General features: G+C 73.1%; 21 protein-coding genes. 10 read left to right on the top strand and 11 right to left on the bottom strand.

The window, feature by feature from the left end; translation table 11 throughout:
- Positions 1 to 226: 226 nt before the first annotated feature.
- The 9 genes from WMF26_RS21970 to WMF26_RS21930 form a co-directional block, all read right to left on the bottom strand.
- Complete coding sequence (locus WMF26_RS21970; RefSeq protein WP_061629334.1) at positions 227 to 1,600, bottom strand: 3-deoxy-7-phosphoheptulonate synthase class II; 1,374 nt, start codon at positions 1,598 to 1,600, stop codon at positions 227 to 229.
- A 72-nt stretch (positions 1,601 to 1,672) separates the two neighbouring features.
- Positions 1,673 to 2,656 carry a hypothetical protein gene (locus tag WMF26_RS21965; protein WP_438001929.1) on the bottom strand — a complete coding sequence of 328 codons (984 nt, stop codon included), beginning with the start codon at positions 2,654 to 2,656 and terminating at the stop codon, positions 1,673 to 1,675.
- A gap of 67 nt (positions 2,657 to 2,723) precedes the next feature.
- The gene (locus tag WMF26_RS21960) at positions 2,724 to 4,397 is read right to left on the bottom strand and encodes a serine/threonine-protein kinase (protein WP_438001928.1); all 1,674 of its coding nucleotides are present in this window, start codon (positions 4,395 to 4,397) and stop codon (positions 2,724 to 2,726) included.
- 420 nt (positions 4,398 to 4,817) lie between these two features.
- Positions 4,818 to 5,819, bottom strand: a complete 1,002-nt coding sequence (locus WMF26_RS21955; RefSeq protein ID WP_438001927.1) for an RNA polymerase sigma factor — start codon at positions 5,817 to 5,819, stop codon at positions 4,818 to 4,820.
- A complete protein-coding gene (locus WMF26_RS21950; RefSeq protein WP_437948115.1) occupies positions 5,816 to 6,238 on the bottom strand; it encodes a hypothetical protein in 423 nt (140 codons plus the stop codon). The genes WMF26_RS21955 and WMF26_RS21950 overlap by 4 nt, the downstream gene beginning before the upstream one ends.
- Positions 6,239 to 6,412: 174 nt before the next feature.
- Positions 6,413 to 6,730 carry a PEGA domain-containing protein gene (locus tag WMF26_RS21945; RefSeq protein WP_437338989.1) on the bottom strand — a complete coding sequence of 106 codons (318 nt, stop codon included), beginning with the start codon at positions 6,728 to 6,730 and terminating at the stop codon, positions 6,413 to 6,415.
- A 2-nt stretch (positions 6,731 to 6,732) separates the two neighbouring features.
- Positions 6,733 to 8,307: a glutamine-hydrolyzing GMP synthase gene (gene guaA, locus WMF26_RS21940; protein WP_437338988.1), complete on the bottom strand. Its 1,575-nt coding sequence runs from the start codon at positions 8,305 to 8,307 to the stop codon at positions 6,733 to 6,735.
- Between the two features lie 116 nt (positions 8,308 to 8,423).
- On the bottom strand, positions 8,424 to 8,717 hold the full coding sequence (locus WMF26_RS21935; protein WP_437948114.1) for a hypothetical protein: 294 nt from the start codon (positions 8,715 to 8,717) through the stop codon (positions 8,424 to 8,426).
- The gene (locus tag WMF26_RS21930) at positions 8,714 to 9,079 is read right to left on the bottom strand and encodes a hypothetical protein (RefSeq protein ID WP_438001926.1); all 366 of its coding nucleotides are present in this window, start codon (positions 9,077 to 9,079) and stop codon (positions 8,714 to 8,716) included. Before WMF26_RS21930 ends, WMF26_RS21935 begins: the two co-directional genes overlap by 4 nt.
- A 70-nt stretch (positions 9,080 to 9,149) precedes the next feature.
- Between WMF26_RS21930 and WMF26_RS21925 the strand changes: the two genes are divergently transcribed.
- The 5 genes from WMF26_RS21925 to WMF26_RS21905 all read left to right on the top strand — a co-directional run bounded on the left by WMF26_RS21925 (position 9,150) and on the right by WMF26_RS21905 (position 13,431).
- Entirely contained in the window at positions 9,150 to 10,430 is a 1,281-nt protein-coding gene (locus WMF26_RS21925; protein WP_437338985.1) for a glutamate-5-semialdehyde dehydrogenase, read from the top strand.
- Positions 10,431 to 10,489: 59 nt separating this feature from the next.
- Positions 10,490 to 11,380: a ribosome silencing factor gene (gene rsfS / locus WMF26_RS21920; protein WP_438001925.1), complete on the top strand. Its 891-nt coding sequence runs from the start codon at positions 10,490 to 10,492 to the stop codon at positions 11,378 to 11,380.
- Between the two features lie 8 nt (positions 11,381 to 11,388).
- Positions 11,389 to 11,826: a 23S rRNA (pseudouridine(1915)-N(3))-methyltransferase RlmH gene (locus tag WMF26_RS21915; protein ID WP_020736363.1), complete on the top strand. Its 438-nt coding sequence runs from the start codon at positions 11,389 to 11,391 to the stop codon at positions 11,824 to 11,826.
- Between the two features lie 232 nt (positions 11,827 to 12,058).
- Positions 12,059 to 12,649 (top strand): TetR/AcrR family transcriptional regulator, encoded by a 591-nt coding sequence (locus tag WMF26_RS21910; RefSeq protein ID WP_438001924.1) that lies wholly within the window; start codon positions 12,059 to 12,061, stop codon positions 12,647 to 12,649.
- 5 nt (positions 12,650 to 12,654) lie between these two features.
- Positions 12,655 to 13,431, top strand: coding sequence for a class I SAM-dependent methyltransferase (locus WMF26_RS21905; RefSeq protein ID WP_437338982.1), 777 nt, complete (start codon positions 12,655 to 12,657; stop codon positions 13,429 to 13,431).
- A gap of 24 nt (positions 13,432 to 13,455) precedes the next feature.
- Here the strand turns inward: WMF26_RS21905 and WMF26_RS21900 are convergent, their stop codons facing one another.
- Positions 13,456 to 14,409: an SDR family oxidoreductase gene (locus WMF26_RS21900; RefSeq protein ID WP_438001923.1), complete on the bottom strand. Its 954-nt coding sequence runs from the start codon at positions 14,407 to 14,409 to the stop codon at positions 13,456 to 13,458.
- 206 nt (positions 14,410 to 14,615) lie between these two features.
- Between WMF26_RS21900 and WMF26_RS21895 the strand changes: the two genes are divergently transcribed.
- Positions 14,616 to 15,668 (top strand): helix-turn-helix transcriptional regulator, encoded by a 1,053-nt coding sequence (locus WMF26_RS21895; protein ID WP_438001922.1) that lies wholly within the window; start codon positions 14,616 to 14,618, stop codon positions 15,666 to 15,668.
- A gap of 154 nt (positions 15,669 to 15,822) precedes the next feature.
- Here WMF26_RS21895 and WMF26_RS21890 read toward each other — a convergent pair whose 3' ends face one another.
- Positions 15,823 to 18,969, bottom strand: a complete 3,147-nt coding sequence (locus tag WMF26_RS21890) for a DNRLRE domain-containing protein (RefSeq protein ID WP_438001921.1) — start codon at positions 18,967 to 18,969, stop codon at positions 15,823 to 15,825.
- 707 nt (positions 18,970 to 19,676) lie between these two features.
- Between WMF26_RS21890 and WMF26_RS21885 the strand changes: the two genes are divergently transcribed.
- From WMF26_RS21885 to WMF26_RS21870, 4 genes are all read left to right on the top strand, one after another.
- A complete protein-coding gene (locus WMF26_RS21885; protein ID WP_438001920.1) occupies positions 19,677 to 20,381 on the top strand; it encodes a toll/interleukin-1 receptor domain-containing protein in 705 nt (234 codons plus the stop codon).
- Positions 20,382 to 20,391: 10 nt separating this feature from the next.
- Positions 20,392 to 21,750 (top strand): SUMF1/EgtB/PvdO family nonheme iron enzyme, encoded by a 1,359-nt coding sequence (locus WMF26_RS21880; RefSeq protein ID WP_438001919.1) that lies wholly within the window; start codon positions 20,392 to 20,394, stop codon positions 21,748 to 21,750.
- 147 nt (positions 21,751 to 21,897) lie between these two features.
- On the top strand, positions 21,898 to 22,698 hold the full coding sequence (locus WMF26_RS21875) for a nucleotidyltransferase domain-containing protein (RefSeq protein WP_438001918.1): 801 nt from the start codon (positions 21,898 to 21,900) through the stop codon (positions 22,696 to 22,698).
- A gap of 534 nt (positions 22,699 to 23,232) precedes the next feature.
- A complete protein-coding gene (locus tag WMF26_RS21870) occupies positions 23,233 to 23,970 on the top strand; it encodes a hypothetical protein (RefSeq protein WP_438001917.1) in 738 nt (245 codons plus the stop codon).
- Positions 23,971 to 24,181: the final 211 nt, after the last annotated feature.

Below are 24,181 nucleotides of genomic sequence, written 5' to 3'. Positions count from 1 at the left end.
GCGCTCGGAGCACGCGAGACGGCGGAAATACCGCGAGAGCGGTTGAGGCCGCGGCGGGAATCGCGGCAAATGCTCTGTGCTCTCGATGAAAGGAAGAAAAACCGCCAAGACGCCGAGGGCGCCAAGAGAGCTCAGATTGCCTCTCTTGGCGTCCTTGGCCGCCTTGGCGGTTCATCTGTCATCGCCCGATTCTCGCCCGAGCGCCGGCCCGGGGCGGAGCCGGCGCTCAGCCCTTCGAGCGCCGGGAGGACTCCGCCATGCGGTGGGCGATGCGGAACGCCATCTCGAGCGACTGGCGGTAGTTCAGCCTCGGATCGCACAGGCTCGCGTACCGCCGGTCGAGATCGGACTCCGTGAGACCCGCCCCGATGCACTCGGTCACGTCGTCGCCCGTGAGCTCGAAGTGGACGCCGCCGAGGTGGGACCCGAGCGCCTCGTGCACCTCGAAGCTCGCCTCGATCTCGGTGAGGATGTCCTCGAAGTTCCGTGTCTTGATCCCGCCGGCCGTCGTCTGCGTGTTGCCGTGCATCGGGTCGGACATCCAGAGGACCTTGCGCCCCGCCGAGCGCACCGCCTCGATGAGCGGCGGGAGCCCCTCGCGTACCCGGCCGGCGCCCATGCGCACGATGAGCACGATCTTGCCCGGCTCGTCCGCGGGGTTCAGCCGGTCGAGGAGGCGGATCACCTCGCCGGGGACCGTCTTCGGGCCGAGCTTGATGCCGACCGGGTTCGCCACCCCGCTGAAGAACTCGACGTGCGCGCCGTCGGGCTGCCGCGTGCGCTCGCCGATCCAGGGCAGGTGGGTCGTCAGGTCGTAGTAGCCGGGGCGGCGCGCGACCTTCCGCGTCTGCGCCGACTCGTAATGCAGGTTGAGCCCCTCGTGGCTCGTGAAGAACTCGACCCGCGACAGTTCCCCGACAGGCACCTCGGCGAGCGCCTCCATGAACCGGAGGGCCTCCCCGACCTGCTCGGTCATCCGCTGGTAACGCTCGCGCAGCTCGCCGGGCAGATCCGCCCGCTCGAGGAAGCTCAGATCCCAGTACTCCGGGTGATGCAGATCGGCGAAGCCGCCCTCCGACAGGGACCGGATGAAATTCAGGGTGAGCGCCGCGTGCTGGTATCCCGCCACCATCAGGCCCGGATCCGGGCGCCGGGCGGCGGCCTCGAAGGGCGCGCGGTTGATGAGATCCCCGAAATAGCTCGGCAAGCTCACGCCGTCGCGCGTCTCGATCGGGCTGGATCGCGGCTTGGCGTACTGCCCCGCGAAGCGCCCGAGCCGCACGACCGGCCGGCGGGCGCCGTGCACCAGCACGAGCGACATCTGCAGCAGGATCTTCAGCTTGTTCGTGACGATGTTCGGGCTGCAGTCGTCGAGCGTCTCGGCGCAGTCGCCCCCTTGCAGCACGAACCTCCGGCCGACCTGCGCCTGGGCCAGATGGCCTTTGAGCCGCTCGACCTCCCACGAGGTCACGAGCGGCGGCAGCGCACGGAGCTTGTCGACGGCCGCGTCGACGGCCGCGGCATCGTCGTACGGCATGGGCGCCGCGTTGGGACGTTCACGCCATGAATCTGGCGACCAAGGTTGAGCAGGAACGGACATGAGTTGAGCCCTGATATGGCAAGGCTCCCACCCGCGCAACCCTCGGTCAACGCGATCGGCGCGCGCGGGCGATCATCGGCTCTCGGGCGCGTCGGCCGCCCCGGGCGACGGCCCGACGCGCGCCTCGATCGCCTGGATGGCCGCCTTGATCTCCTTCGCGATCGAGGCGCACGGCGCCGCGCAGCGGCTCATCCCCAGGAAGCCGCACCCCTTGCTCTTGCTGGAGACGAGCGGCGTGAGGACGTCGATCGCGCGCCGATCGCCGTCGGCCGTCGCGCGCCCCAGGAGCGCCTGCCGCGCCTTGCAGGAGGGGGCGGCGCGGAGCTCGTGCGCGACGCGCAGCGCGGGCGTCGCCCGCGCGAGGACCGCGGCCTCGGCGAGCCGCTTCGCGGCGCGCTCCTTCAGGGCAGCGCTGCCGATCGAGAGCTCGTAGAGGAGATCGGCCCCGTGGCTCCCCATGCCGGTCGCCATCAGGTCGAGCGCGGCCGACGCGGCCTCGGGAGGGCCGCCGGCGGCGCTCGAGACGACGCGCTTCACGTCGTCGTCCGCCGCCGCGCCCGGATCGAGCTCCAAGAGCCGCTTCGCCGCCGCGAGCGCGGCGGCGTGGTACGGGGGCGGGAGCGCGTGGCGCAGCATGAGCGCCCGGAAGATCGACGGATCCTTGGGGTAGCGCGCGGCGAGCGCCTCGAGCTGGAGCACGCCGCCCGCGGTCGCGGCGGCGAGCTCGTCGGCGGGGACCGCGTCGCTCGGCCGCGGGGCCACCGGACGCCGGGGCGCGGAGCCCGCGTGCCCCGCGCGCTCGGCGCTCACCGCAGCCTCGAGCTGGGCGAGCGAGCCGTCGTCGCGCAGCAGGGCGGCGCCGAGCACGAGGGCCACGACGGCGGCCGCGCCGGCGACCAGCCACCGCGCCGCGGCGGGCGCCCGCGAGAGCAGGGCGGCGCGGCCGGCCGGGGCGCCGCCGCCCGCGGTGAGGACGGTGGTCGTCCCCGGGAGCGAGCCCGGTCGATCGGGGGGGCTGCCCTGGCTGGCGCTGGTCCCGGAGGCCTGCGGCGGCATGCCCCGCTCCCCTAACACAGGCGCTGGCTGAGGCCCATGGGCGGCGTCGCGCGGCCGGGCCGCGGGCTCATCGCCGCTCGGCTCGCCACTGGAACAGCGCGGCCGCGAGCGCGGCGCCGACGCTGATCAGGAAGAGCAGCGCGTCCCAGACCGGCCATGCGATGCCGACGGCGCGCTGCAGGAACACGCCCTCCAGCAGCCGGACGAGCAGCGACGCCACCCCGTAGGCCACGAGGGCGAGCACGACGGGCGTCGTGAGCCGCGGCGCGAGCGCGCTCAGCTTCGTGTCGTCCCGCCAGATGTGGCGGAAGACGTAGAAGCCGCCGAGCAGCCCCACGCCGAACAGGGCGCACAGGACCCCGAGCGTGAGCAGCGTGGCGCCCTGGCCCGACAGCGCGGCGCTGTCGCTCCGCGCCGCGCGCGCGAGGCCGGCGAGGCAGCTGACGAGCCCCGCGCCGAGCCACCCGAGGCCGAGGCTCGCCGAGAGGAAGACCATCTGCCGCGTCAGGTACGCCTCGGACGTGGCCGACCTGGGCAGGCCGAAGGCGTGCGAGAGCGCGTAGGGCCTGCCGAGCGTCACGGACGGGCGCCCGAGCGACGCGCTGGGCGGCTGCGCGGGCAGGGGCGCCTCCTCGAACGGCGCGAGCGCGCTGGCGAGCTCGCCCATCGAGGCGTAGCGGCCCTCCTTTTCCTTCGCCATGGCGCGCTGGACGATGAGCTCCAGGTCCGGCGGGATATCCGGGTTCACCGTCCGCGGCGCCGGCGGCTCCTCGGTCATGACGGCGAGCAGCATCGCCGTCGGGTCGCTGCGCTCGAAGGGTCGCTGCCCGGTGAGCGCGTGGTAGAGGACCGCGCCGATGGCATAGATGTCGGCCCGCGCGTCGATCTCGTCCCCCTTGGCCTGCTCCGGGGCCATGTAGGCCGGCGTTCCGAGGATCATGCCGGTCCGCGTGAGCCCGGACGGGGCGGAGGTCTTCGAGATGCCGAAATCGAGGACCTTGACGGTGGGGCACGCCGGGTCGCCCGTGAGGAAGATGTTCTCCGGCTTGATGTCCCGGTGCACGACGCCCGCGGCGTGCGCGGCCGCGATGCCGTCGCAGACCTCGCGCGCGATCCTCACCGCGGTGCCGACCGGCAGACGGCCCCCGGACGCCGCGAGGAGCTCGCCGAGCCCCTGGCCGTCCAGGTACTCGGCGATGATGCACGGCCGGCCGTCGCTCAGCCGGTTCACGTCGAAGATCTCGACGATGTGCGGGTTCCGGACCGACGCCGCCGCCTCCGCCTCGCGCTGGAACCGCGCGAGGATGGTGGGCTGCTGGGAGAGCTCGGGGTGGAGCGTCTTCAGGGCGAAGCGCTTGCCCGGGATGCGGGTGTGGTGCGTCTCGTAGACGCGGCCCATGCCGCCTTCTCCGAGGAGGCGGACGATGCGGTACGCCCCGGCCACCGTGGTGCCGACCAGCGGATCCGCCTCGACCGGCGGATCGCCCGGCGCGCCCGACGCGGGCGGAGCGGGGGGACGGACCGTATCGGCGGTCGCGTAGTGCGCCGCCGCAGCGGGTCCCATGGGGACGTTGTGCGGCCGGACCGTCACCGGGGCGACGTCGTGCGCCGCCTCGCTTCCCCCCGGGGGGGGAGGCGGCCGGACCGTCTCCGCGGTCGTGGATGGGGACGCGGCTGCGGCGGCCTGGGCCTGCGCGGCGCGGACGGCGGCCAGGGCGGCCTGCCGCTCCGTGTCGCTCATGACGCGGGTCGGGCCCTCGCCCTCCTCAGGAGGCGACGGCGGCGCGCTGCCAGCAGCGCGGGACGCGGGTACGGCAGGGCTGCCCGAGCGACCGGGCGAAAAGCTCGAATCCGACACGCTCAGGGCCTCGCTCCCATGGATCCGGGTCGATCCTCGCCGGAGGCGGGGACCGACGATTCGTCGCCAACGCGCGGGCGAACACCGCGAGGCGACGCTACCACGGATCACGCCGCGCGAGGGCGCCGACCTACCGAACCGCGATCGGTATGCGATGTCGAGGCGTTCGCGCGGCCGGTCCGGTTATCGCCGCACGGTGGTCGGATGGTCAGCCCGCGGGCTGCTCAACCGGGGCCGGCTTCTGCTTGGCGGCCTTGCGCTGCTCCGCGTCGAGGAGACCGATCCGCGCCTTCTGGCAGCGCTTCAGGCGCTTCTTCTTGAGCGGGGTGGCGAGCCATTCGTGACGCAGACGGACATTCCACTTCGGGGTATTGGCCATGATCTTAGGACTTTCTCTGCGAGGGGGGCGGAGACTACACAAACGTGCGGGAGCGTCAAGCTGACAGTGCGGTCGCCCGCTTCACATTTGTTGTGCTCGGCTTGTTGCGCTCGCCGCGCGGCGGGCGAGGTGAGGACGGCGGGCGCGTCGGCAGCGCTCTCGCACATCGCGATCCGGTGCTGGAGACGGAGCCAGAGCGCGCCCGCGTCGGCCGCGGGGACGGTCGGGAACACGGCCGCGGCGCGGAGCAAGGACGCGGCCGCGGCGTGGAGGGGGCGCTCCGACGCGGTGAGGGCGCGCAGGGCGCTTCGGCGCTCGGACGACTGGCGCGCGACCGCGGCGCGGAAGTCCTCGCGGGCGAGGCGCAGGCGGGAGCGGACCGTGTTCTCCTTGAGCTCGAGCTCGCGGGCGATGTCCGCGACCGCCACGCCGAGCAGCTCGTACATCACGAGGATCACGCGTCGCTCGGGCGCGACCTTCCGGAGCAGCGCCGTCACGATCTCCGCGCGGTCGTCGCTCGCGAGCGATTGCTCCGGCGTCGGCGTCGGATCGCGCCCGTCGAACGGCCAGGACGCGCCGGCCCCGGACGGGATCTCGCGGCGCCGGTGAGCGCGCGCGTGGTAGTGGCTCATCTTCCGCCACGCGATGCCGAACAGCCACCGCTGCAGCGCCGCCTCGGGCGTGATGCGCAGGGGCGGCGGCCCGTCCGTGGGGAGGCCGTGGGGAGGCGCGCCGTGGTAACGCCACGGCTCGTAGCCGGGCAGGGCTCGGTGGGCCGCGAGGAAGATCTCCTGGAGCATGTCGTCGACATCGTTCGTCTCGACGCCGAGCCAGCGGAGCGCGCGGTGCAGGAACGGCAGGCCCACGGCGTAGACCGTCTCGAACGACGGGCGCGCCGGCGGGGAAGGCGGCGAGGGCGACGTCATCCGGCCCCCCGCACCTGCGGGAAATCCGCGCCGGCGTAGGTGGGGTACGGGCGCGGCGCGGGCCGGCCGGCGGGCAGATCGGACGCCGGGGGCGGGCGCTGCCAGCGCTCGAGCGGCTCGAGCTCGACGAGCATGTCGAGGGAGGTCCGCAGCGAGAGGCGGAAGTCCTCGTCCTCGGCCGCTCGAGCGCCGTGGAAGGCGACATAGAAGAGCACGGTGCCGAGCTGCGTCGCCCGCGGATCTCCCCGGCGCTGCAGGAAGCGATCGGCGAGATCGCACAGGGCGTGGAACAGGCGGCCTCCCGGGCGATGACTCTCGGGACCGCACACCTCGAGGGTGGCGCGCCGGCGGGCGCGCCGGGCCATGTTCTGCGTGGAAGGCGCGCGCGACAGCGCCTTCGGACGGGTCCGATTCGGCATGTTCCTGTCCACCGTAAGCCTGAGGTTGAGGGCGAATGCGCGCTGCGCGCATCCATCTCCCTGGATTACGGAGAGCGCCTGGAGATGATTTCGTCCTGCGCCGTCGCGCGCCTGCGCGGCGGCGACGAGGCGACGGCGGCGCGATGGAGCGAGCGGCGTCTGCCCGGCGAGGCGTCAGTCCGGCACGGGCGTGAGCTGCACCTGAAGATGGATCGGCGCGTCGCCGCTCTTCGCCTCGACGAGCCGATCCCAGGCGAAGTAGCCGGCCTTCTCCACGGTGATGCGGTGCGCGCCGGGCGGCAGCGCGACGCCGCGGGCGGCGACGTAGGCGAGCGCGCCGATGTACTGGTCGTCGATCGTGACCGACGCGTCGGGCACGTTGCCCTTCATCCGCAGCGAGACCGTGGCCGGGGTCCGCGCGACGCACGACGAGAGCCCGAGCAGGAGGAGCGCCAGCGCGGCGCGGGGCCGCCTCGCGTTGCCGCCGGCCATCGTCACTCCCACTCGATGGTCGAGGGGGGCTTCGACGACACGTCGAGCACCACGCGGTTCACGCCGCGCACCTCGTTGATGATGCGCGAGCTCACCCGCGCGATGAGGTCGTAGGGCAGCCGCGCCCAGTCGGCGGTCATGCCGTCGGTCGAGTGCACCGCGCGGAGCGCGATCGCCTCGTCGTAGGTGCGCTCGTCGCCCATCACGCCCACCGAGCGGACCGGGAGGAGCACGCAGAAGCTCTGCCAGAGCGACTCGTAGAGCCCGGCGGCGCGGATCTCCTGGTCGAAGATCGTGTCGGCCGCCCTGAGCACGCGGAGCTTCTCCGGCGTCACCTCGCCGAGGCACCGCACCGCGAGCCCCGGGCCGGGGAACGGCTGGCGGTAGAGGATCTCCCGCGGCATGCCGAGCGCCTCGCCGGCGGCGCGCACCTCGTCCTTGAAGAGCTCCCGCAGCGGCTCGATGAGGCCGAGGTTCATCCGCTCGGGCAGGCCGCCGACGTTGTGGTGGCTCTTGATGACGGCGCTCGGCCCCTTGAACGAGACGCTCTCGATCACGTCGGGGTAGAGCGTGCCCTGGACGAGCCACTTCGCGCCCTCGACGCGCTTCGCCTCCTCCTCGAACACCTCGATGAAGAGGCGGCCGATCACCTTGCGCTTCTGCTCGGGATCCACGACGCCGCGCAGCCCCTCGAGGAAGCGCGCCGACGCGTCGACGGCGTCGAGGTTCATGTGGAAGTGGTCGCGGAACGTCCGCTCGACGGTCTCGGCCTCGCCCTCGCGCAGGAGGCCGTTGTCGACGAAGATGCACGTCAGCCGGTCGCCGAGGGCGCGCTGGCAGAGGACCGCGGCGACCGAGGAGTCGACGCCGCCCGAGAGGCCGAGGATGACGCGGTCGTGCGGGCCGGCCTTCTCGCGGACCGCGGCGATCGCCTCCTCCACGAACGACGCGGGCGTCCACGTCGGGGAGAGGCCGGCGACGTCGAAGAGGAACGCCTGGAGGATCTCCTTGCCGCGCGGGGTGTGGACGACCTCGGGGTGGAACTGGAGGCCGTAGAGCTTGTCGCGCTCGCGGGCGACGGCGCAGAGCGGGCTGCCGGGCGTGGTGCCGAGCGCGACGAACCCCTCCGGCATCGCCGTGAGGCGATCGCCGTGGCTCATCCAGACGTCGATGGAGTCGCCCTCGACGAAGCGGGAGAAGATGCCGGTCGGGCGATCGATCCGCACCGTGGCGGGGCCGTACTCGCCCCCCGTGTGCGCGCGCTCGACCTTGCCGCCGAGGTGGTGCGCCATGAGCTGGAGGCCATAGCAGATGCCCAGCGTCGGGACGCCGAGCTCCAGCACCTCGCGGGAGCAGTGCGGCGCGTTGTCGCCGTACACGCTGGCGGGGCCGCCGGAGAGGATGAGCGCGCGCGGGGCGAGCCGGCGCAGCTCGGCGATCGGCACGTCGAAGCGGTGGATCTCGCAGTAGACGCCCGACTCGCGCACGCGCCTGGCGATGAGCTGCGTGTACTGAGAGCCGAAATCGAGGATGACGACGAAGTCCCGACGGGGTGAGAGCATGGCTGCCGCTAGCATGGCGGTGCTGGATCCGCCAGCGTCGGACGGGCCGGGGCGCAGGCGAGGCGCTCGCCGCGCAGGCGTCATGGCTGCGCTGGCGTCATGGCCGCGCAGGCGTCACGGCCGCGCTGGCGTCACGGCTGCGTGGGCGGCGGCGGCGGCGTGCCCGTCGGCGGAGCGCCCGTCGGCGGCGCGCCCGGCGACGGGGCGAGCAGCGGCGCGCCTGGCGTCGCCGCCGGCTCGTCCGGCGAGGCCGGCGCCGCGGGCGCGTCGCCCACGCCGCCGTCGTACGCGCGCGGGCGCTCGTACTCGGGCGGCGGGCCGGCCGGGAGCGGCTTCGGGGAGGACGAGGAGCACGCCGCGGCGAGGAGCGCGGCGAGGGCCGCAGCGACCGCGGCGACCTGAGAGGCGTTGTGAGGGCGTGTCATAGCTCGACTCCGCTGCCGCTCCCCTCGGCGTTCACGGGAGGAACGGGATGCGGCGACAACTCGGGAGGACCCAACGGATCGGGCGGTATCTGGAGCTTCTCCGGATCGCCGAACGGCGAGGAGGGGACGGAGGGCGCCGGCGGCCCCTCGAGCGGCGCCCCGCGCGCGTTCGGCGCCGCGCGCGGGATGCCCGTGCTCGGCGGGGCGGGCGCGTCCTCGGCGGCGTCCGCGCCGCCGCACGCCGCGGGCGCGACCGCCGCGAGGAGCGCCCCCGCGAGGAGCGCCGCCCGCCGCGCAGGGCGGGCCGGGCGGGAGCGGGGTGCGAACGACGCCTGGCTCGAGCTTCGGAGATCGCCGGACACGGCCGGTACGCTAGCACGGAGGCGCAGGAGAACGGTTGGCCCGCGCAGGGAGGCGAGCTAGGTTCCCGCTGTGGAACAGAGCAACGTCGATCTCGAGGGCACGCTGCGCGCCCTCTGCCTGCGCGCCCGGGCGGCTGCCCGGGCCCTCGCCCCCCTGGACCGGGCCCAGAAGGACCGCGCGCTGCGCGCGATCGCCGAGCGGCTGCGCGCCGAGGCCGGCGAGGGCAAGCGCTCCGCCGTGCTGGCCGCGAACGCCGAGGACGTGGCCGCGGCGCGCGCCGCCGGCGTCTCCGAGGCGCTCGTCGACCGGCTCGTGCTCGACGAGGCGCGGCTCGCGTCGATCGCCGGCGCGGTGCTCGAGGTCGCCGCCGCGGGCGATCCGGTCGGGCAGGTCATCGGGATGGAGCGGCGGCCGAACGGGCTCCTCGTCGGGCAGGTGCGCGTCCCGCTCGGCGTGATCGCGATGATCTACGAGTCGCGCCCCAACGTGACGGTCGACGCCGCGGTGCTCTGCCTGAAGAGCGGCAACGCCGCGATCCTCCGCGGCGGCAAGGAGGCGGCGCGCTCGAACGCGGCGCTCGGCGCGCTGCTCTCGGACGCGGTGCGCTCGGTCGGGCTCCCGGCGGACGCGGTGCAGATCGTCCCCTCGCTCGACCGCGAGGCCACGCGCCTCCTGCTCGGCATGACCGGCCTCATCGATCTGGCCATCCCGCGCGGCGGCGAGGGGCTCATCCGGTTCGTGGCCGAGAACGCGCGCGTCCCCGTGATCCAGCACTACAAGGGCGTGAACCACCTCTACGCCGACGCGGGCTGTGACATCGACATGGCCCTCCGCCTCGTCGACAACGGCAAGCTCCAGCGCCCCGGCGTCTGCAACGCGCTCGAGTGCCTGCTCGTGCACGAGAGCGTCGCCGCCCCGCTGCTCGCGCGCGTCGCCGCCCTCGCGGAGCGCGGGCTCGAGCTGCGCGGCGACGAGGCCACCTGCGCGCTCGTGCCGTCGGCGCGCAGGGCCTCGGAGGACGACTACGGGCGGGAGTTCCTCGCGCCCATCCTCGCGGTGCGGGTGGTGAGGTCGCTCGACGAGGCGCTCGAGCACATCGGCCGCTACGGGTCGCTGCACACCGAGGTCATCTGCACGCCGCGCTACGATCACGCGCAGCGGTTCGTGCGCGAGGTCGACGCGAGCTGCGTGCTCGTGAACGCGTCGCCCCGGTTCAACGACGGCGGCGAGCTCGGCCTGGGCGCCGAGATCGGCATCTCCACGACGAAGCTCCACGCCTACGGCCCGATGGGGCTCGCGAGCCTGACGGCGCTCAAGTGGATCGCATACGGCGAGGGCCAGACCCGCTGACGCGGGCGAGACGAGGGGCGCCCGGCGACCTCTGGGGCGCAAGAGAAAGCGAGAGAACGTTGGCGACGAAGAAGGACGCAGGCGAAGGGAGCAGCAAGCCGCGGGCGAAGTCGGGATCGAAGGCGAGCGACAGCGCGGAGCCCCGCATTCCGGCGCGAAAGAAGGCGAGCACGGCCAAGGCGGGCGCGGCCGGGCGGGCGTCGTCCGCGGCGAAGACGAAGCGGCCGGCGTCGCCTCGGATCCGCGCCTCGCACGCGGGCGTGGGCGAGGCCGGCGCGAAGAAGACGGCGCGCCGCGCGCTCGGCGGGGGCGACGAGGTCGAGCAGCTGGACCGCCCGGAGCGGCCGATCCCGGCGGATCGGCCGGCGACGCGGGCGCGGCGTCCCGCGCGGGACGAGGGCGACGCGCCGCGGCCTGCGCGGGGCGGCGGCGAGGGCTCGGCCAAGGCGATGCTGCCGCTCGCGGGGCGGTCGCCGGCGCGGAGCAAGGCGCCGCTCGCCGGCCCGAAGCGCGCCGCCGCGCGGCGGAGCGCGCCGCCGCCGGCGCCCGAGCCGTCGGCGCCGGCGCGCGAGCTCGCGCTGACGCTGGCCGCGGCGGGGCTCGACAAGAAGGCGATCGGCGTCGAGATCCTCGAGGTCGTGGGGCGCGTCGACTACGCGGACTACCTCGTGATCATGACCGGCCGCTCCGACCGTCATGTCCACGCGATCGCGACGGGCCTGGAGGAGGCGGTGCGCAAGCAGAAGCTCGCGCCGCTCTCGATGGAGGGCCTCGCCGCGGCGACGTGGGTGCTGATCGATTTCGGCGACGTGGTGGTGCACGTGTTCCAGGAGGAGACGCGCCGCCTGTACGACATCGAGGGGCTCTGGATCGACGCGGGCCGCGTCCCGGTCCCGTCGGACACCCCGCCGCCCGGGGCGCAGCCCGCGCCGCGGTTCGACCCGAGCTGAGCGCGCCCGTGCGCCTCATCGTCGCCGCCGTCGGGCGCGTGAAGGACAAGCCGCTGCGCGCGGCGATCGACGAGTACCTCGGCCGCGTCCGCCGCTACGTCGCGTGCGACGAGATCGAGATCCCGGACGGCCCGCCGGCGAAGGTCGGGCCGCTGCTCGCGCGCGCGTCGGCGGGGGCCAGCGTCATCGCCATGGAGGTGAACGGCAAGCCGCTCGGCAGCGAGGCGTTCGCGGCCGGGGTGGAGCGGTGGGGCTCGCGCGGCAAGGGGGTGGTCGCGTTCCTGATCGGCGGGGCGGACGGGCTGCCGGCCGACGTGTCCGCCGCGGCCGACGATCGGTGGAGCCTGTCGTCGCTCACGTTCCCGCACCGCCTCGCGCGGCTCGTGCTGATCGAGCAGCTCTACCGCTCGATGACGCTGCTGCGCGGCGAACCATACGCCCACTGACGCCCACTGACGCCCGCTGAGGCGCGCGTTACGGCCCCTGCGGGCGGGGCGCCTTCCGCGCGCGAGCGCCTGCGCGTGCGCTGCACGCCGGTCGCTCGACCTCCGGCCGGTGTCCCTCCGGGCGGCGGTTCGGGCTCGTCGCGTTCCGCCTCGCGCGCGTCTTCGCGCCTCTTCCTTGCTCTGGAGCTTGCGGATCTCCTCGGCCCAGGTCATTGATTGAACGTTCAATCAAATGTCGCCCCGACGCCGGCACCCCCGACCAGAAGACGTCCGTACGCACCTGATGGACGCCGCGCTCCGGGTCTTCGCCCGTCACGGCTACGAGGGTGCCAGCGTGCGCGACATCGCCACCGAGGCGCAGGTCGCCTCGGGGCTGCTCTACCACTACTTCCCTTCCAAGCAGGCGGTGCTTCAGGCCCTGTTCGAGCGGAGCGCGGGGCTCGTCATGGAGGCCTTCGCCCGCGCCGCGGCTGTCCCGGAGCCGCGCGCCCGGCTCGGCGCGCTGGTCCGCGTGAGCGCGCGTCTGGTGCGCGAGCACGAGCAATTCTGGCGGGTGTCGTACGGGGTTCGCTTCCAGCACGCCGTCGTCGCCGGCCTGGCCGAGGGCATCGCCGCCCAGTCAGCCCTTTACCTTCGCCTCTTCACCGCGCTGCTCGCCGAGATCGGATGGCCGGAGCCGGAGCTCGAGGCGCGCCTCCTCTTCGCCGCGCTCGACGGGGTGTTCCAGCACTACGTGCTCGACCCTGCGAGCTACCCGCTCGACGCCGTCATCGAGCGCCTTGTCCACCAGCATGGCGGTGTGCCCGCCAAGGAGCCGTTATGAGCCGCATGCAGCTCGTTGAGCTCGAAGACCTCCCCTGGTTTCCCAGCGTCCTTCGCGACGGCGGCACCGCCTTTCTCAATTTCGCCGAGCGCGCCTCGGGCCATGTGCGGATGCTCGTCGGCCCGCTCGAGCGCGTGCTCGACGCGACCGGCGAGACCCGGCTCGTCGACCTGTGCTCGGGCGGCGGAGGGCCGGCCGCAGCCATCGCCGACGAGCTCGCGAAGCGCGGTCGCGAGGTCACGGTCACGCTCACGGATCTCTACCCCAACCTCCCTGCGTTCGAGCACGCCGCCCGCGGGAGCGGAGGCGCCGTGGTGGGCCGCGCCGCGCCGGTGGACGCGACCGCCGTCCCCGCAGAGCTCACGGGCTTCCGCACCGTCTTCAACGCGTTCCACCACTTTCCCCCCGAGCAGGCGCGGCAGATCCTCGCCGATGCGGTCGCGCAGCGGCAGCCCATCGGCGTCTTCGAGGTCGTGAGCCGCGAGCTCCCCATGCTCCTCGGGCTCCTCTTCACGCCGCTCACGGTCACCGTCTCCATGCCCTTCTGGCGACCGTTTCGCTGGGCGTGGCTCCTGTGGACGTGGCTCGTCCCGGCGATGCAGGCCTTCGTCCTCTGGGACGGCCTGGTCTCCTGGCTGCGCATCTACAGCGTGGAGGAGCTGCGGGCGCTTGTCGCGCAGATCGACGCGCCCGACTGGGTCTGGGATATCGGCACGATCAAGCTCGGGGACGCGCCGCTCCACGGGACCTACCTCGTGGGCTACCCCAAGCCGCGCGCCTGATCCGCGGCGCGCCGCGCGGGCCGGTCACTCCTTGGGCCAGTCGGGCGCCGCGAGGTCCATCGGGCCGTTGAACCACCACGCGTACGCGGCCTCGTCGGCCTTCCTGCACTCGCCGAACGTCTTCGCGAAGTACTCGCCCCAGTGCGGCGTCCGGCCGTCGACGTCGGTGAAGCCGTACTCCCTGGCGAGATCCCACGAGCTGAAGACGCGGCCGGACTTCGTCGCGACGTTCGGGTCGGCGGCGAGCGCCGCGATCGCGCGGCCTACGTAAAACGGGGTCTCAGACTCGATGAAGTGCGGGTCCTTGGCGGTCGCGTCCCGCCAGTTCTCCTCGGTCACGCCGAAGCCGTCGAGCATCGCCTCCGAGCGCAGGAAGCCGGGGGTGACCGCGAGCGCCGTCATGGCGGGGTGGCGGCGCAGCTCCCAGGCCATGGCGAAGGCGAGGCGGATGACCGACATCTTCGCGAGGTCGTAGAAGAGGTTGCCCCGGTAGCCGAAGGTGTCGCCGTCGGTGACCTCGACGATGAGGCCGCGGTCGCGCTCGAGCATGAGCGGCACCGCGTGGCGGCTCGTGATGATGTGCGACGTGACGGCCCGCTCGAGCAGGAGCTTCCCCTTGGCCAGGGAGAGCTTCCAGAACGGCTGGCCGAACTCGGTGAGCTCGTCGCCGCCCCAGACGTCGTTGACCAGGACGTCGAGCCGCCCTTGCTCGCGCCGGATCCGGGCGCAGAGCGCCTCGACCTGCTCCTCGACGGTGTGATCGACCTGCACGGCGACGCCGCGCCCCCCGGCCGCGCTCACGCGCTCGGCGGTCTCCTCGATGGTCTCGGGGCGCTGCCCCGTGGCGGGCCGGCCGCGGACGCTGCGGCCGGTGCAGTAGACCGTCGCGCCGGCCTCGCCGAGCGAGCACGCGATGGCGCGCCCCGCGCCGCGCGTGGCGCCGGCGACGAGGGCGACCTGTCCTTCAAGCGGTCTCATACGCTGTCTCCTCCTTGCGCGCCGGAGCTCGCGGCGGCGCTGGGTGGGTGCGCGCGGCGCCGCGGCTCCGGTCATCCGGGGACGCTACGGGACGATTCCTGACACCTCCTGTCATGAATTGCGCGTAGGCTGATCGCCGGGTCGGACGGGAATCGGACGGCAATCGGACGGGCGCGGAGCCGCCCGGGAGCCACGGAGGGTCAGTCATGCGCGCGGATCGGCTGCTCAGCTTGCTCTTGCTCCTCCAGCAGGCGAAGAGCCGGCAGCTGACGGCCGAGGACCTCGCGCGCCGCCTGCAGGTCTCGGCGCGGACGATCTACCGGGACCTCGACGCGCTGTCGTCCGCGGGCGTGCCCGTCTACGCGAACCGCGGCCCGAACGGCGGGATCGCGCTGCTGGAGGGGTGGCAGACGAGCCTGACGGGGCTGACGCAGGCCGAGGTGCAGGCGCTCTCCGCGGTCGCGGCGCCGGGCGCCCTCGCGGACATCGGGCTGTCGGCGGCGCTGCAGAGCGGGCTCATCAAGCTGTCGGCGGCGCTGCCGGTGGTGCAGCGGTCGATGGCGGAGCACGCGCGGCAGCGGCTCCACGTCGACTCGTCGGGGTGGTTCCAGGGGAGGGAGGTGGTGCCGCACCTCGAGGTCCTGCGGGAGGGGGTCTGGCAGGATCGCAAGGTGTGGCTGGCGTACCGGGACTTCGACGGGGCGGCGAGCGAGCGGGTGGTGGATCCGTACGGGCTCGTGATCAAGGCCGAGCGCTGGTACCTCGTGGCCGGGACGACGGAGCGGGGGCCGAGCGTGTTCCGGGGGGCGCGGGTCGAGGGGGCGCGGCTCCTCGACGAGGGGTTCGCGCGGCCGGAGGGGTTCGACCTGCCTTCGTGCTGGAAGGCGTGGTGCGAGCGGTTCGCGGAGCGCCGGGCGAGCTACGTGGCGACCTTGCGCGTGACCGAGGAGGGGGAGGCGGCGCTCCGGCGGATCCGGCCGAGCGGCGAGCACGAGCGGTGGGGGCAGGGGAAGCGCGGGCGCGACGGGACGACGACGGTGACGGTCGACTTCGAGCGGGAGTCGATCGCGGTCTCGCAGATCGTGGGGCTGGGCCGGGGCGTCGAGGCGCTCGAGCCGGCGGCGCTGCGGGCGCGGATCGAGGCGATCGCGGCGGATCTCCGCGCGGTGTACGGGCCGCGCCGGGCGGCGCGGGCGCGCGCGGGTGGGGGCGCGGCGGCGCCGCCGCGGAGGCGGGGAGGCAGGAAGGCGGCGAGGTAGATGCGCGCGGAGGCGGCTCGCGCGCGGGGAGGGGACGAGGGGCGAGGACGCGTCAGCTCACGGGATGCCGGCGGAGAGGGTCACGGGACGCGGCGTCGGTGCGAGCGCATGACGAGGACGGCGTCTCGCGAAGCGCTCGCGGTCCTGCCCTGGGTTAGTCGGCGTCGGGACACGAATAGCCGATCTCCCAGTCCTGGACTTGAACGCCGCCCGCGCCGTCGCTCGTCGGGTTGAGCTTTACCTGCAGCTCCAGGTAGTCCGCCTGCGCTTCCGGCAGCCCTCCGAGCGCGCCGGCGAGATCGACCGCGCACGGCGGCGTCGAGGTCTCGTCGCACACTTGGGTGTCGGCGGGCGTCGCGTGAGCGGTCGCGGCGAGCGTCACGGGCGCGGCGTCGAGGCCGGCGGGATCGTCGGCCGCGCGCACGAAGAGCTCGACGCTCGAGTCCTCCGGCGTGACGGTCCTGTACGTGAGGTATTCCCACCGGGCCTTGGTCCCTGGCGGGCAGACGCCGTGGTAGCGCTCCCAGCCCGTGGTGATGGGCGTGAGGGCCTCGGCCGCGCACGGGACGGTGGCGCGGACCTTCCCCGGGGTGTCGCGGAGAGCCGTGCACGTCTGCGGGCAGAGCTTGACGCTCGTGTTCGTCGCGTCGGCGAAGTACCAGCCCTGGCCGCAGCTGGCGAGGTCGGCCCGCGGCGTGAGCACGGTCTCGGTGCCGGCGCTGTTCACGTGGACGACCGACACCGAGGCGGGATCCGCGACGCCGGCGAGCGGGACCGCCACGTCGCAGGGGAGCGCCTCGCCGCGGATCGAGACGAGCGCGTCCTGGAGGGTCGTCGCCAGCCCCGCGCCGGCGGTGAGGTTGAACGCCCGCCCGCCGCCGCGCGTCGCGATGAGGTTGATGATCTCCGCGTTCGAGTTGCCGAAGCCGACCGCGTGCACGCGGACGCCGTGGTTCTCGAAGGCATTGCGCGCGAGGTCCGCGATGTGGCTCGGGACGGTGTCGCAGTTCGACGGGACGCCGTCGGTCATGAACACGACCGCGACCTCCTCCTCGGGATGGGCGTTCTTGTAGTTGATCGCCCAGGTCGTGGCGCCGTTCAGCGCCGGGTACATGGGCGTATCGCCGTTGGCGCTGGGGCCGGGGTTGAGCGCGTTGACGAGCGCGAGCTCCTGCTGATCGAGCGGCGCGGGGGCCGCAGTCAGCCTCCGGGCCGCCGTGCCATCGAAGGGAACGATCGGCATGGAGCACCCGCTGAAGGCGTAGGCCGGACAGGTGCCGGCGACGTCGTTGCACGGGCCGGGGTTGTCGTGCGGCCAGAACCGGAGCGCGACGCCGAGCCCCGCCGACGCCGGATCCGCGAAGAACGCCATGAGGGCGTTGCGCGCCGGGTTCCATCGGGAGTCGCTCACGCTGTCTCCTGACGAGTTCACCATCATGGAAGCCGACCGGTCGAACGCCACGAACAGGGTGGCCGGCCTGATCATCGAGACGCTGGCCGTGGCGATGCAGCCCGGCGACTCGCACGTGGCCGACTGATAGATGCTCCCGTTGTTGCCGCACTGGCACTCGGCGATCTGCCCCGGGCCCGGCGGGTTGACGATGAGCTCCATGCCGTCGGCGACGCCCGTGCAGCCGGCCACGCTGATGCACTCGCCCGGGGCGATCGGCTGCGCGGTCGTGCAGGCGAGGGTCCCGCCGGTCGGGCTGCAGGAGTTCAGGACGCGGCTCGGGGCCGAGGAGGGGAGCTGGCCCGCGCCCGCGGGATAGCGGTGAATCGCGATGCCCGCGGGCGCCGGCATGGTGCCGCGGTTGCAGACCGGGATCGTCCCGCCGCAGGGCACGCCGACCGTGAGATCCACGCCGCTGCACGCGGGGTTCGTCTGGTTCGGCAGGTAGGACTTGCAGAGGCCCTGTTGCACGCCTGGCTCGGTGCCGCACGCGGCGCTGCACTCCTGCTCGGCCAGGGCGACGCACGTCGCGTCCCACGAGTTGGTCGGCGTGGTGCACGTCTTGGGGGCGCACCGGGTCGCGACGAGGTTCCTGCACAAGGGGCCCCATTGCGGCACGCACGCGCCGCCGGTGTACGTGGTCGTCGGGGGGCAAACCATGCTGGTGGGCCGACTGCACCTGCCGCCGGAGAGCAAGGTGCTTCCCGGTCCGATGAGCGCCGCGCACTCCGCCGAGCTCGTGGGGTGGATCTCGCAGCAGAGCGGGTTTGTCGCGCAGATGTTGGCGATGCACGGGTCGCCGCAGGTCGTGGTCATGTTGGTCGCGGTGCCGGTCTGGCAGGCGTCATGTCCACAGTCGGCCGGTATCGTCGGCTGGGCACAGCAGCTCGGCCGAGCGTCGCAGACCTTCGCGACGCAGCCGCTGCAGGTCGACAGGAGCGCGCCGCCGGTCTCGCACGGGTCGTGGGCGCACGCGCCCTGCGCGGGGTGCTCGCAGTACTGATCGAACTGGCAATCCTCGCTGGTCGTGCACGGCTCGTGCGTGCCCTGCCGCGCGACGGACTCGGGCAGCTCGTTGATGTCCCCGACCGACCACGCGTACGTCGGGCCGCTCCCTTCGAGCTCGACGGGGCTCCCGCCCGGCGGCCCCTCGAACGACTGGCCGCCGCAGGCGGGGCACGCGCCGCCGCAGTCGACGCCCTTCTCGCTGCCGTTCTGGATCCCGTCGTCGCACGTGACGTAGCAGAGCTCGAGCTTCGGCCGCTCCTCGACGACCGACTTCTCGCTGCTGCGGAAATCGGTCCGCTGGACCGGGTCTTCCTCGAGGAGGACGCCGTGATTCGCCGCCTCGCCGCTCGCCCACGCCCGCGCGAGCTCGGTGACGTCGGACGAGCGGAAGCCGGAGCCGCCGCCGGAGGTGAACGACGCGGCGATCGCCGTATCGAACGCCTCGCCGAAGCTCGCCCAGGTCACGGCCGCCTCCTCCCAGGCGCTCGTGGCGCGGTGGACGCGGACCGTGCTGTCCACCGTCTTGAACGTCTGCGAGAGCGACAGGCTCGCCGACACGACCTCGGCGCCCTGGGGCAGGCCGGAGAGATCGAACCGGAGCAGGCTGCGCCGGAGCCCGCCGCCCGCGGTCGTCCCCGTGCTGAGCGTCACGCCCGCGCCATCGTTCCAGCTGGGCGAGCTTTGCCAGAGCACGGCGTCGGCCACGCCCGCCGGCCCAGCGCCGCGCTGGATCGTGGTGCACACCTGTCCCTCGGTCGACAGACCGATCGCGGCGCGGCCGACGCCCTCGTCGCCGGCGCCGCCGGGATCGGCGCCGCAGCCGGCCGCGAGGGCGCTCGTCACACCGGCGCATAACGTCGTGAATACCTTCCTTTTATTTCTCATAGGCAGAGATTCCCCCTGACACGCTTCGTGGTGAGCCCCGCCGAGCCCCGCCGGATGCGAGGCCGGAGTCTTGGCGCCTCGCCGTCACGACCGCTGGTACGACGCGAGCGCGCGGCGTGAATCGATGAAAAGGCTCAAGACAGATAGCCGCTCATCGTCGCGCGGTGCATTCAGTCGTGTCAAGGCCGCGAAGGAGAAGATCCTGTGTCCCGGACGCGGGGGCGGAGCCGCGCGCCGCCCTTGTCGTCGAGGCGGCCGTCGGTTGAGCTGCCGCCCCCTGGCCGGCCAGACCGCGTGTCGTCGCCGGGCGAATCAGGCACATCGACGAGCGGCCGCCCGCCGGCGAGGCACGGGCAGCTCCAGCCTGTGGGGGCTGCTGCCGCCTTGTGCGCGGCGGGCATGGGGGCCTGAACGCCGCCGGCCCACGCTCGAACGTGGTTCGGAATCGTGCGTCGAGGATCGTGCGTCGAGATCATGCGTCGAGAATCATGCGTCGAGAATCATGCGTCGAGATCGTACGTCGAGACCGAGATCTCCAGCAAGACTGTACGGATTCGGGCGGTCGCGATGGCCTTGACTTCTCGGATATCGTTTGGTCTTCCTATTGGCTTCCCCGAACGATGCACCGCAAAGGCCGACTGGACAGCTGACACCCTCGAGCGATCGTGCTGAAGCCCATCGACGTATTCATTTCCTACGCGCGCAGGGATGAATCCGCTCTTCGGGAGCTCGTGGCGCACCTCGCGCTGCTGCAGCGTCAAGGGGTCCTCCGGGCGTGGCACGACCGGGAGATCGACGCCGGGGCGCACTGGGAGGCGGAGGTGCGCGAGCACCTCGAGGCGGCGCAGCTGATCTTGCTGCTCGTCAGCGCGGATTTCATCGCCTCTCCGTCCTGCTGGGACGTCGAGATGGAGCGCGCGATGGCGCGCCACGCCGCCGGCTCGGCGCGGGTGATCCCGATCCTGCTCCGGGCGTGCGACTGGAAGGGCGCGCCGTTCGGGCACCTCTCGGCGTTGCCCGACAGCGAGCGCCCCATCCAGGGCCGGGCCGATCGCGACGAGGCCTGGACAGACGTGGTGCTCGGCATCCGCGCCGCCCTCGACAAGAAGAACCCGCGCCAGCACGGCCACAGGCCGAATTACCCGGACCTCGAGACCCGGCGGCTCGCGCAGGAGCTCGAGCGGACGCGCGGGCGGCTCAGGGCGCTGCAGCTCGCCGGCGTCGACGCGGCCGAGGCGCAGCGCGAGGTCCTGGAGCTCCGGCGGCAGCTGCGCGAGGGGGGGCAGCTCCGCGCCGGAGACCGGCTGGGCCCAGGCGGGAGATACCTGCTCCTCGATCGGGTCGGGCGGGGCGGCTTCGCGAAAGTGTAAGCAGGCTAACATGCTACTCCAGCCCACGGGCGAGCCGCGGCTCACGGATTTCGATCTCGTCGCGGCCGCGGACACGACCGGCGGGACGCGGACGGGCGCGCTCGGCACCTACGTGTACAGCGCGCCCGAGTCGCTGGATCGCCCTCAGGACGCCGACGCGCGGGCCGACGTGTACGGCCTCGGGATGACCGCGCTCTTCTGCCTCCACGGCGCGCAGCTGCCCGCCGAGGCGGTGCACGACCGCCCCGCCTTCCTGCGGGAGCTCTCGTGCGACAGCACGGTCAAGGCCGTCCTCGAGCAGGCGATCGCCTGGCGGCGCGACAAGCGATACGGCAGCATCGACGACCTCTGCGCGGCGCTGAGCATCGCGAGCCGGCCGCGCGGCTCGGCGCATCCGCGGCGCGGCGGGTCCGAGGCCCCGCCGGCGATGGGGCCGGCGATCTCCGCCACGGCGACGCCGCCGGCAGGGATGCCCGCCGTGGGGTTCGCGGCGGCCACCTCGCCCGCGGGGAGCTCGGCGGCGAGCGCGGCTGCCGCGGTGGACGCGCCCGCCCCTGGCAGGAGCGCGCCGAAGATCGAGACGGCCGTGATCGTGAGCGGGCGCTTCTGGATGGGCGCCAGCGACGAGGACGCCTCCGCGGCGGCCCACGAGCGCCCGCAGCGGCAGGTGCTGGTGTCGGCGTTCAGGATGGGCGTGTACCCGGTGACGCAGCGGCTGTACCGCGAGGTGATGGGCACGAACCCCGGTCATCCCGTGGCGGACGATCGCCCCGTGAACAACGTCAGCTGGTGGGACGCCGTCGAGTTCTGCAATCGTCTCTCGGCGCTCCGGGGGTTCGCGTCCGCCTACCAGCTCGACGGAAAGGGCGTGATCTGGAACCGCGAGGCGAACGGCTACCGGCTCCCCACCGAGGCAGAGTGGGAGTACGCGTCGCGGGGCACCGATGGACGGATGTATCCGTGGGGGAACGAGCCGCCGTCCGACCAGGTCGCCTGGAGCGACGCGCGCATCAAGAGCCCGGTGCTGGCCAAGCGCGCCGGCCCCAGCCCCGTGGGGTACTATCCGAGGGGGGCGTCGCCGTTCGGGATCCTCGATATGGCCGGCAACGTCTGGGAGTGGTGCTGGGATTGGTACGGCGATTATCCGGCCAACGACGGCCCGGTGAGCAATCCTGTCGGGCCGTCCATCGGCCATGGTCGGGTGCTCCGCGGCGGCTCGTGGCGGGTGATCGCGAAGCACCGGCTGCGGGCCACGGCGCGCCACTTCCTGTTCGCGGGCACCCGGGACGTCGACGTCGGCTTCCGCTGCGTCCGCGGCGGGCTGCAGGCCCACGCCGCAAAGCCGCCGCTCGGTCAGCCGGCGCGGTGACGGCGGCGGGCGCGGCCGGCGCCCGTCTTGACACGCGGCCGTCTTCCGGCGCTATCGTGCGACCCTCGTCATGGCGAGGAGACACGCGTCGATCATGTCGGCAGCACCGTTTGCGCGGGGACCGGCCGCCGGGGGGTCACGATCCCGGTGAGCCCCGACGCGCAAGCCGACGCTCTCGCGCGATGCCTCTGGCCGGAGCTGTCGCCGAGGTACGCGAGCGCCCTCCGCGAGGCGATCGGCTTCGTGCTCGAGCGGTTCGAGCCCCTGGCCATCGTGGCGGCCGGATCGATCGTCCGCGGCCACGGGGATCGGTCGAGCGATCTCGATCTGTTCGTGATCCACGGCGCTCCGTACAAGCAGCGGTTGCAGCGCTGGTTCGGGGAGGGCGTACCCGTGGAGATCTTCGTGAATCCGCCGGCGGCCGTCCGCGAGTACTGGGCCGCCGAGCACCAGCACGCGCGGCCGTCCGCCGCCCACATGATCGCAACCGGCTTTCCGGTCCTCGGGGCTCCGCTCCTCGACGAGCTCAGGGCGGAGGCCGCCGCGTGGCTGGCGAAGCGCTCCGAGCTCACGCCGGATCAGGACGCGTGGGAGCGGTACAGCGCCGCGACGCTCCTCGAAGACGCCGTCGACGTCGCCGAGCGCGACCCGGTCATGGCCAGCGCCCTGCTCGCCGAGGCCGTGCTGGCGATCGTCCGATACCACCTCCGTGCGCGCAACGGCGTCCTGCCCCGCACCAAGGAGCTCTTCGCCGAGCTCGATCGGAGCGACCCGGACGTCGCCCGCCGCGCGCGCCGGTTCTTCGAGGCCGCCGCCCTGGAAGATCGGGTGAGCGCCGCCCACGCGATCGCCGACGCGTGCATCGGCGCGCGGGGGTTCTTCCCGTGGGAGTCCGAGCGGATCCCGGTGGCGGCGCCCGGCGGCGACGCCGGCCCGGGCCCCGGCTGAAGCGGGTGCGCTGCGCAGGCGCCGAGCTCCGGCGCGCCGGCGGAGCTCAGCCCGGAGAGGTCCGTCCACCGGCAGGGCTCGGGCCGCTCGCGACCTCCGCCGAGGCTGCTCCGATCAGAGGAATCCCGCGTCGTCGCGTGAATCTCTTCAGATCCACGGCCCTTGGCGCCATCGTCCTGGAGGTCCGCTTTCTCTGCCGCCGAGCCGCCTGCGCGAGCGTCCTTGGGATCCATCCTTCGGTCTAGGCGTGAAGAAGAGAGCGCGAGCCGGTGGGCTCCTTTGGCGGATCTCCGCGGAGAAACAACACTCCATCGAAACCACCGTGCCCGGCAAAGGCCATGAGCCGACGAACCAGGTGCTCGATGGCTCTCGTCGCGCTCGGCGAAATAGAGCGGCTATGTCCGGCACAGACGCTCATCGTCTGGCATCTTCGCACGAGAACGTCCAAATGGATGGCGCCAACGTCTCTGCTTCATGCCATGATAGGGGAGACATATAGTTGAGGGGGGTCCAGTGATCACGCGTAAAGCTGTCGTGAGTGCGTCGACGTCCGTCGTCCTGGCCTGTGCGCTGTGCGCGTTCTCCACCGCTTCCCCGATCGCGATGGCCGATGAGCGCGGCCCCGCGCTGGCGAGGGGACAGGAGGGCTCGAAGCCCAGCCAGACCCATGACATCGAGCGGCTCATCGCCGTCGAACAGCTTCCGGCGCCCGTCTATGCAGCGCTGATGAGCCTCGGGAGCAAACTCAGGATCCTGCAGATAGAGGAGAATATCGACGGGGGCGTCGCGACCTACGAGATCGACGTGCTGATCGGCGAGACCTATTACGAGGTGGAGCTCGACGCCGAGGGCACCATGACCGCCAGCGAGATCGAGGCCTGGATCGTGCCCCTGGCCAGCATCCCCGAGGGCGCGCGCGCGGCGATCGAGGAAGAGGCCGCCAAAGCGGCGATCCTGGAGGTGCGCATGGAGATCGAGGAGGACATCGGGGAAGCCGTCTACGAGGCCGACATCCGGCGAGGCCGGCGGACCTACGCGCTCAGGATCGACGGGCACGGCACGCTGATCGAGCGCGACATCACGATGGATATGCTCCCGCCGGGGGCTTACTGGGCGCTCGTCCTCGCGGCCCGCGGCGGCTGGATCGTGGAGCTCGACGAGGAGCTGCACGACGGCAAGCTCTCCTACGAGGCGAACATCGTGATCGGGGGCGTGGAGTTCGAGATCTCGGTGGACGCCTACGGCAACGTCGTCGAGGTGAATTACCCGTAGGCTCGCGCGCCAGGGACCTCGCCGGGCCCTCGCCGGCCGCCCGAGCGCCGCGCCCCCGCGGGACGCGGCGGAGCTCGCTCGGGCCCCGGTGCGTGGCGCCCCGTCGGAGATCTCGACGATGTTGCCGCCCGGATCCAGGGCGAGGCGATCGCCGCGGGGGGCGACCCGGCTCCACAGAGGCTCGCCCGCGGGCGTCAGCTTGGCCACGAAC

This window comes from Sorangium sp. So ce185 (assembly GCF_051526825.1).
Lineage (GTDB): Bacteria > Myxococcota_A > Polyangia > Polyangiales > Polyangiaceae > Sorangium > Sorangium cellulosum_D.
The sequence above is the reverse complement of the archived record's forward strand: the minus strand, read 5'-3'. Positions and strand labels throughout refer to the sequence as shown.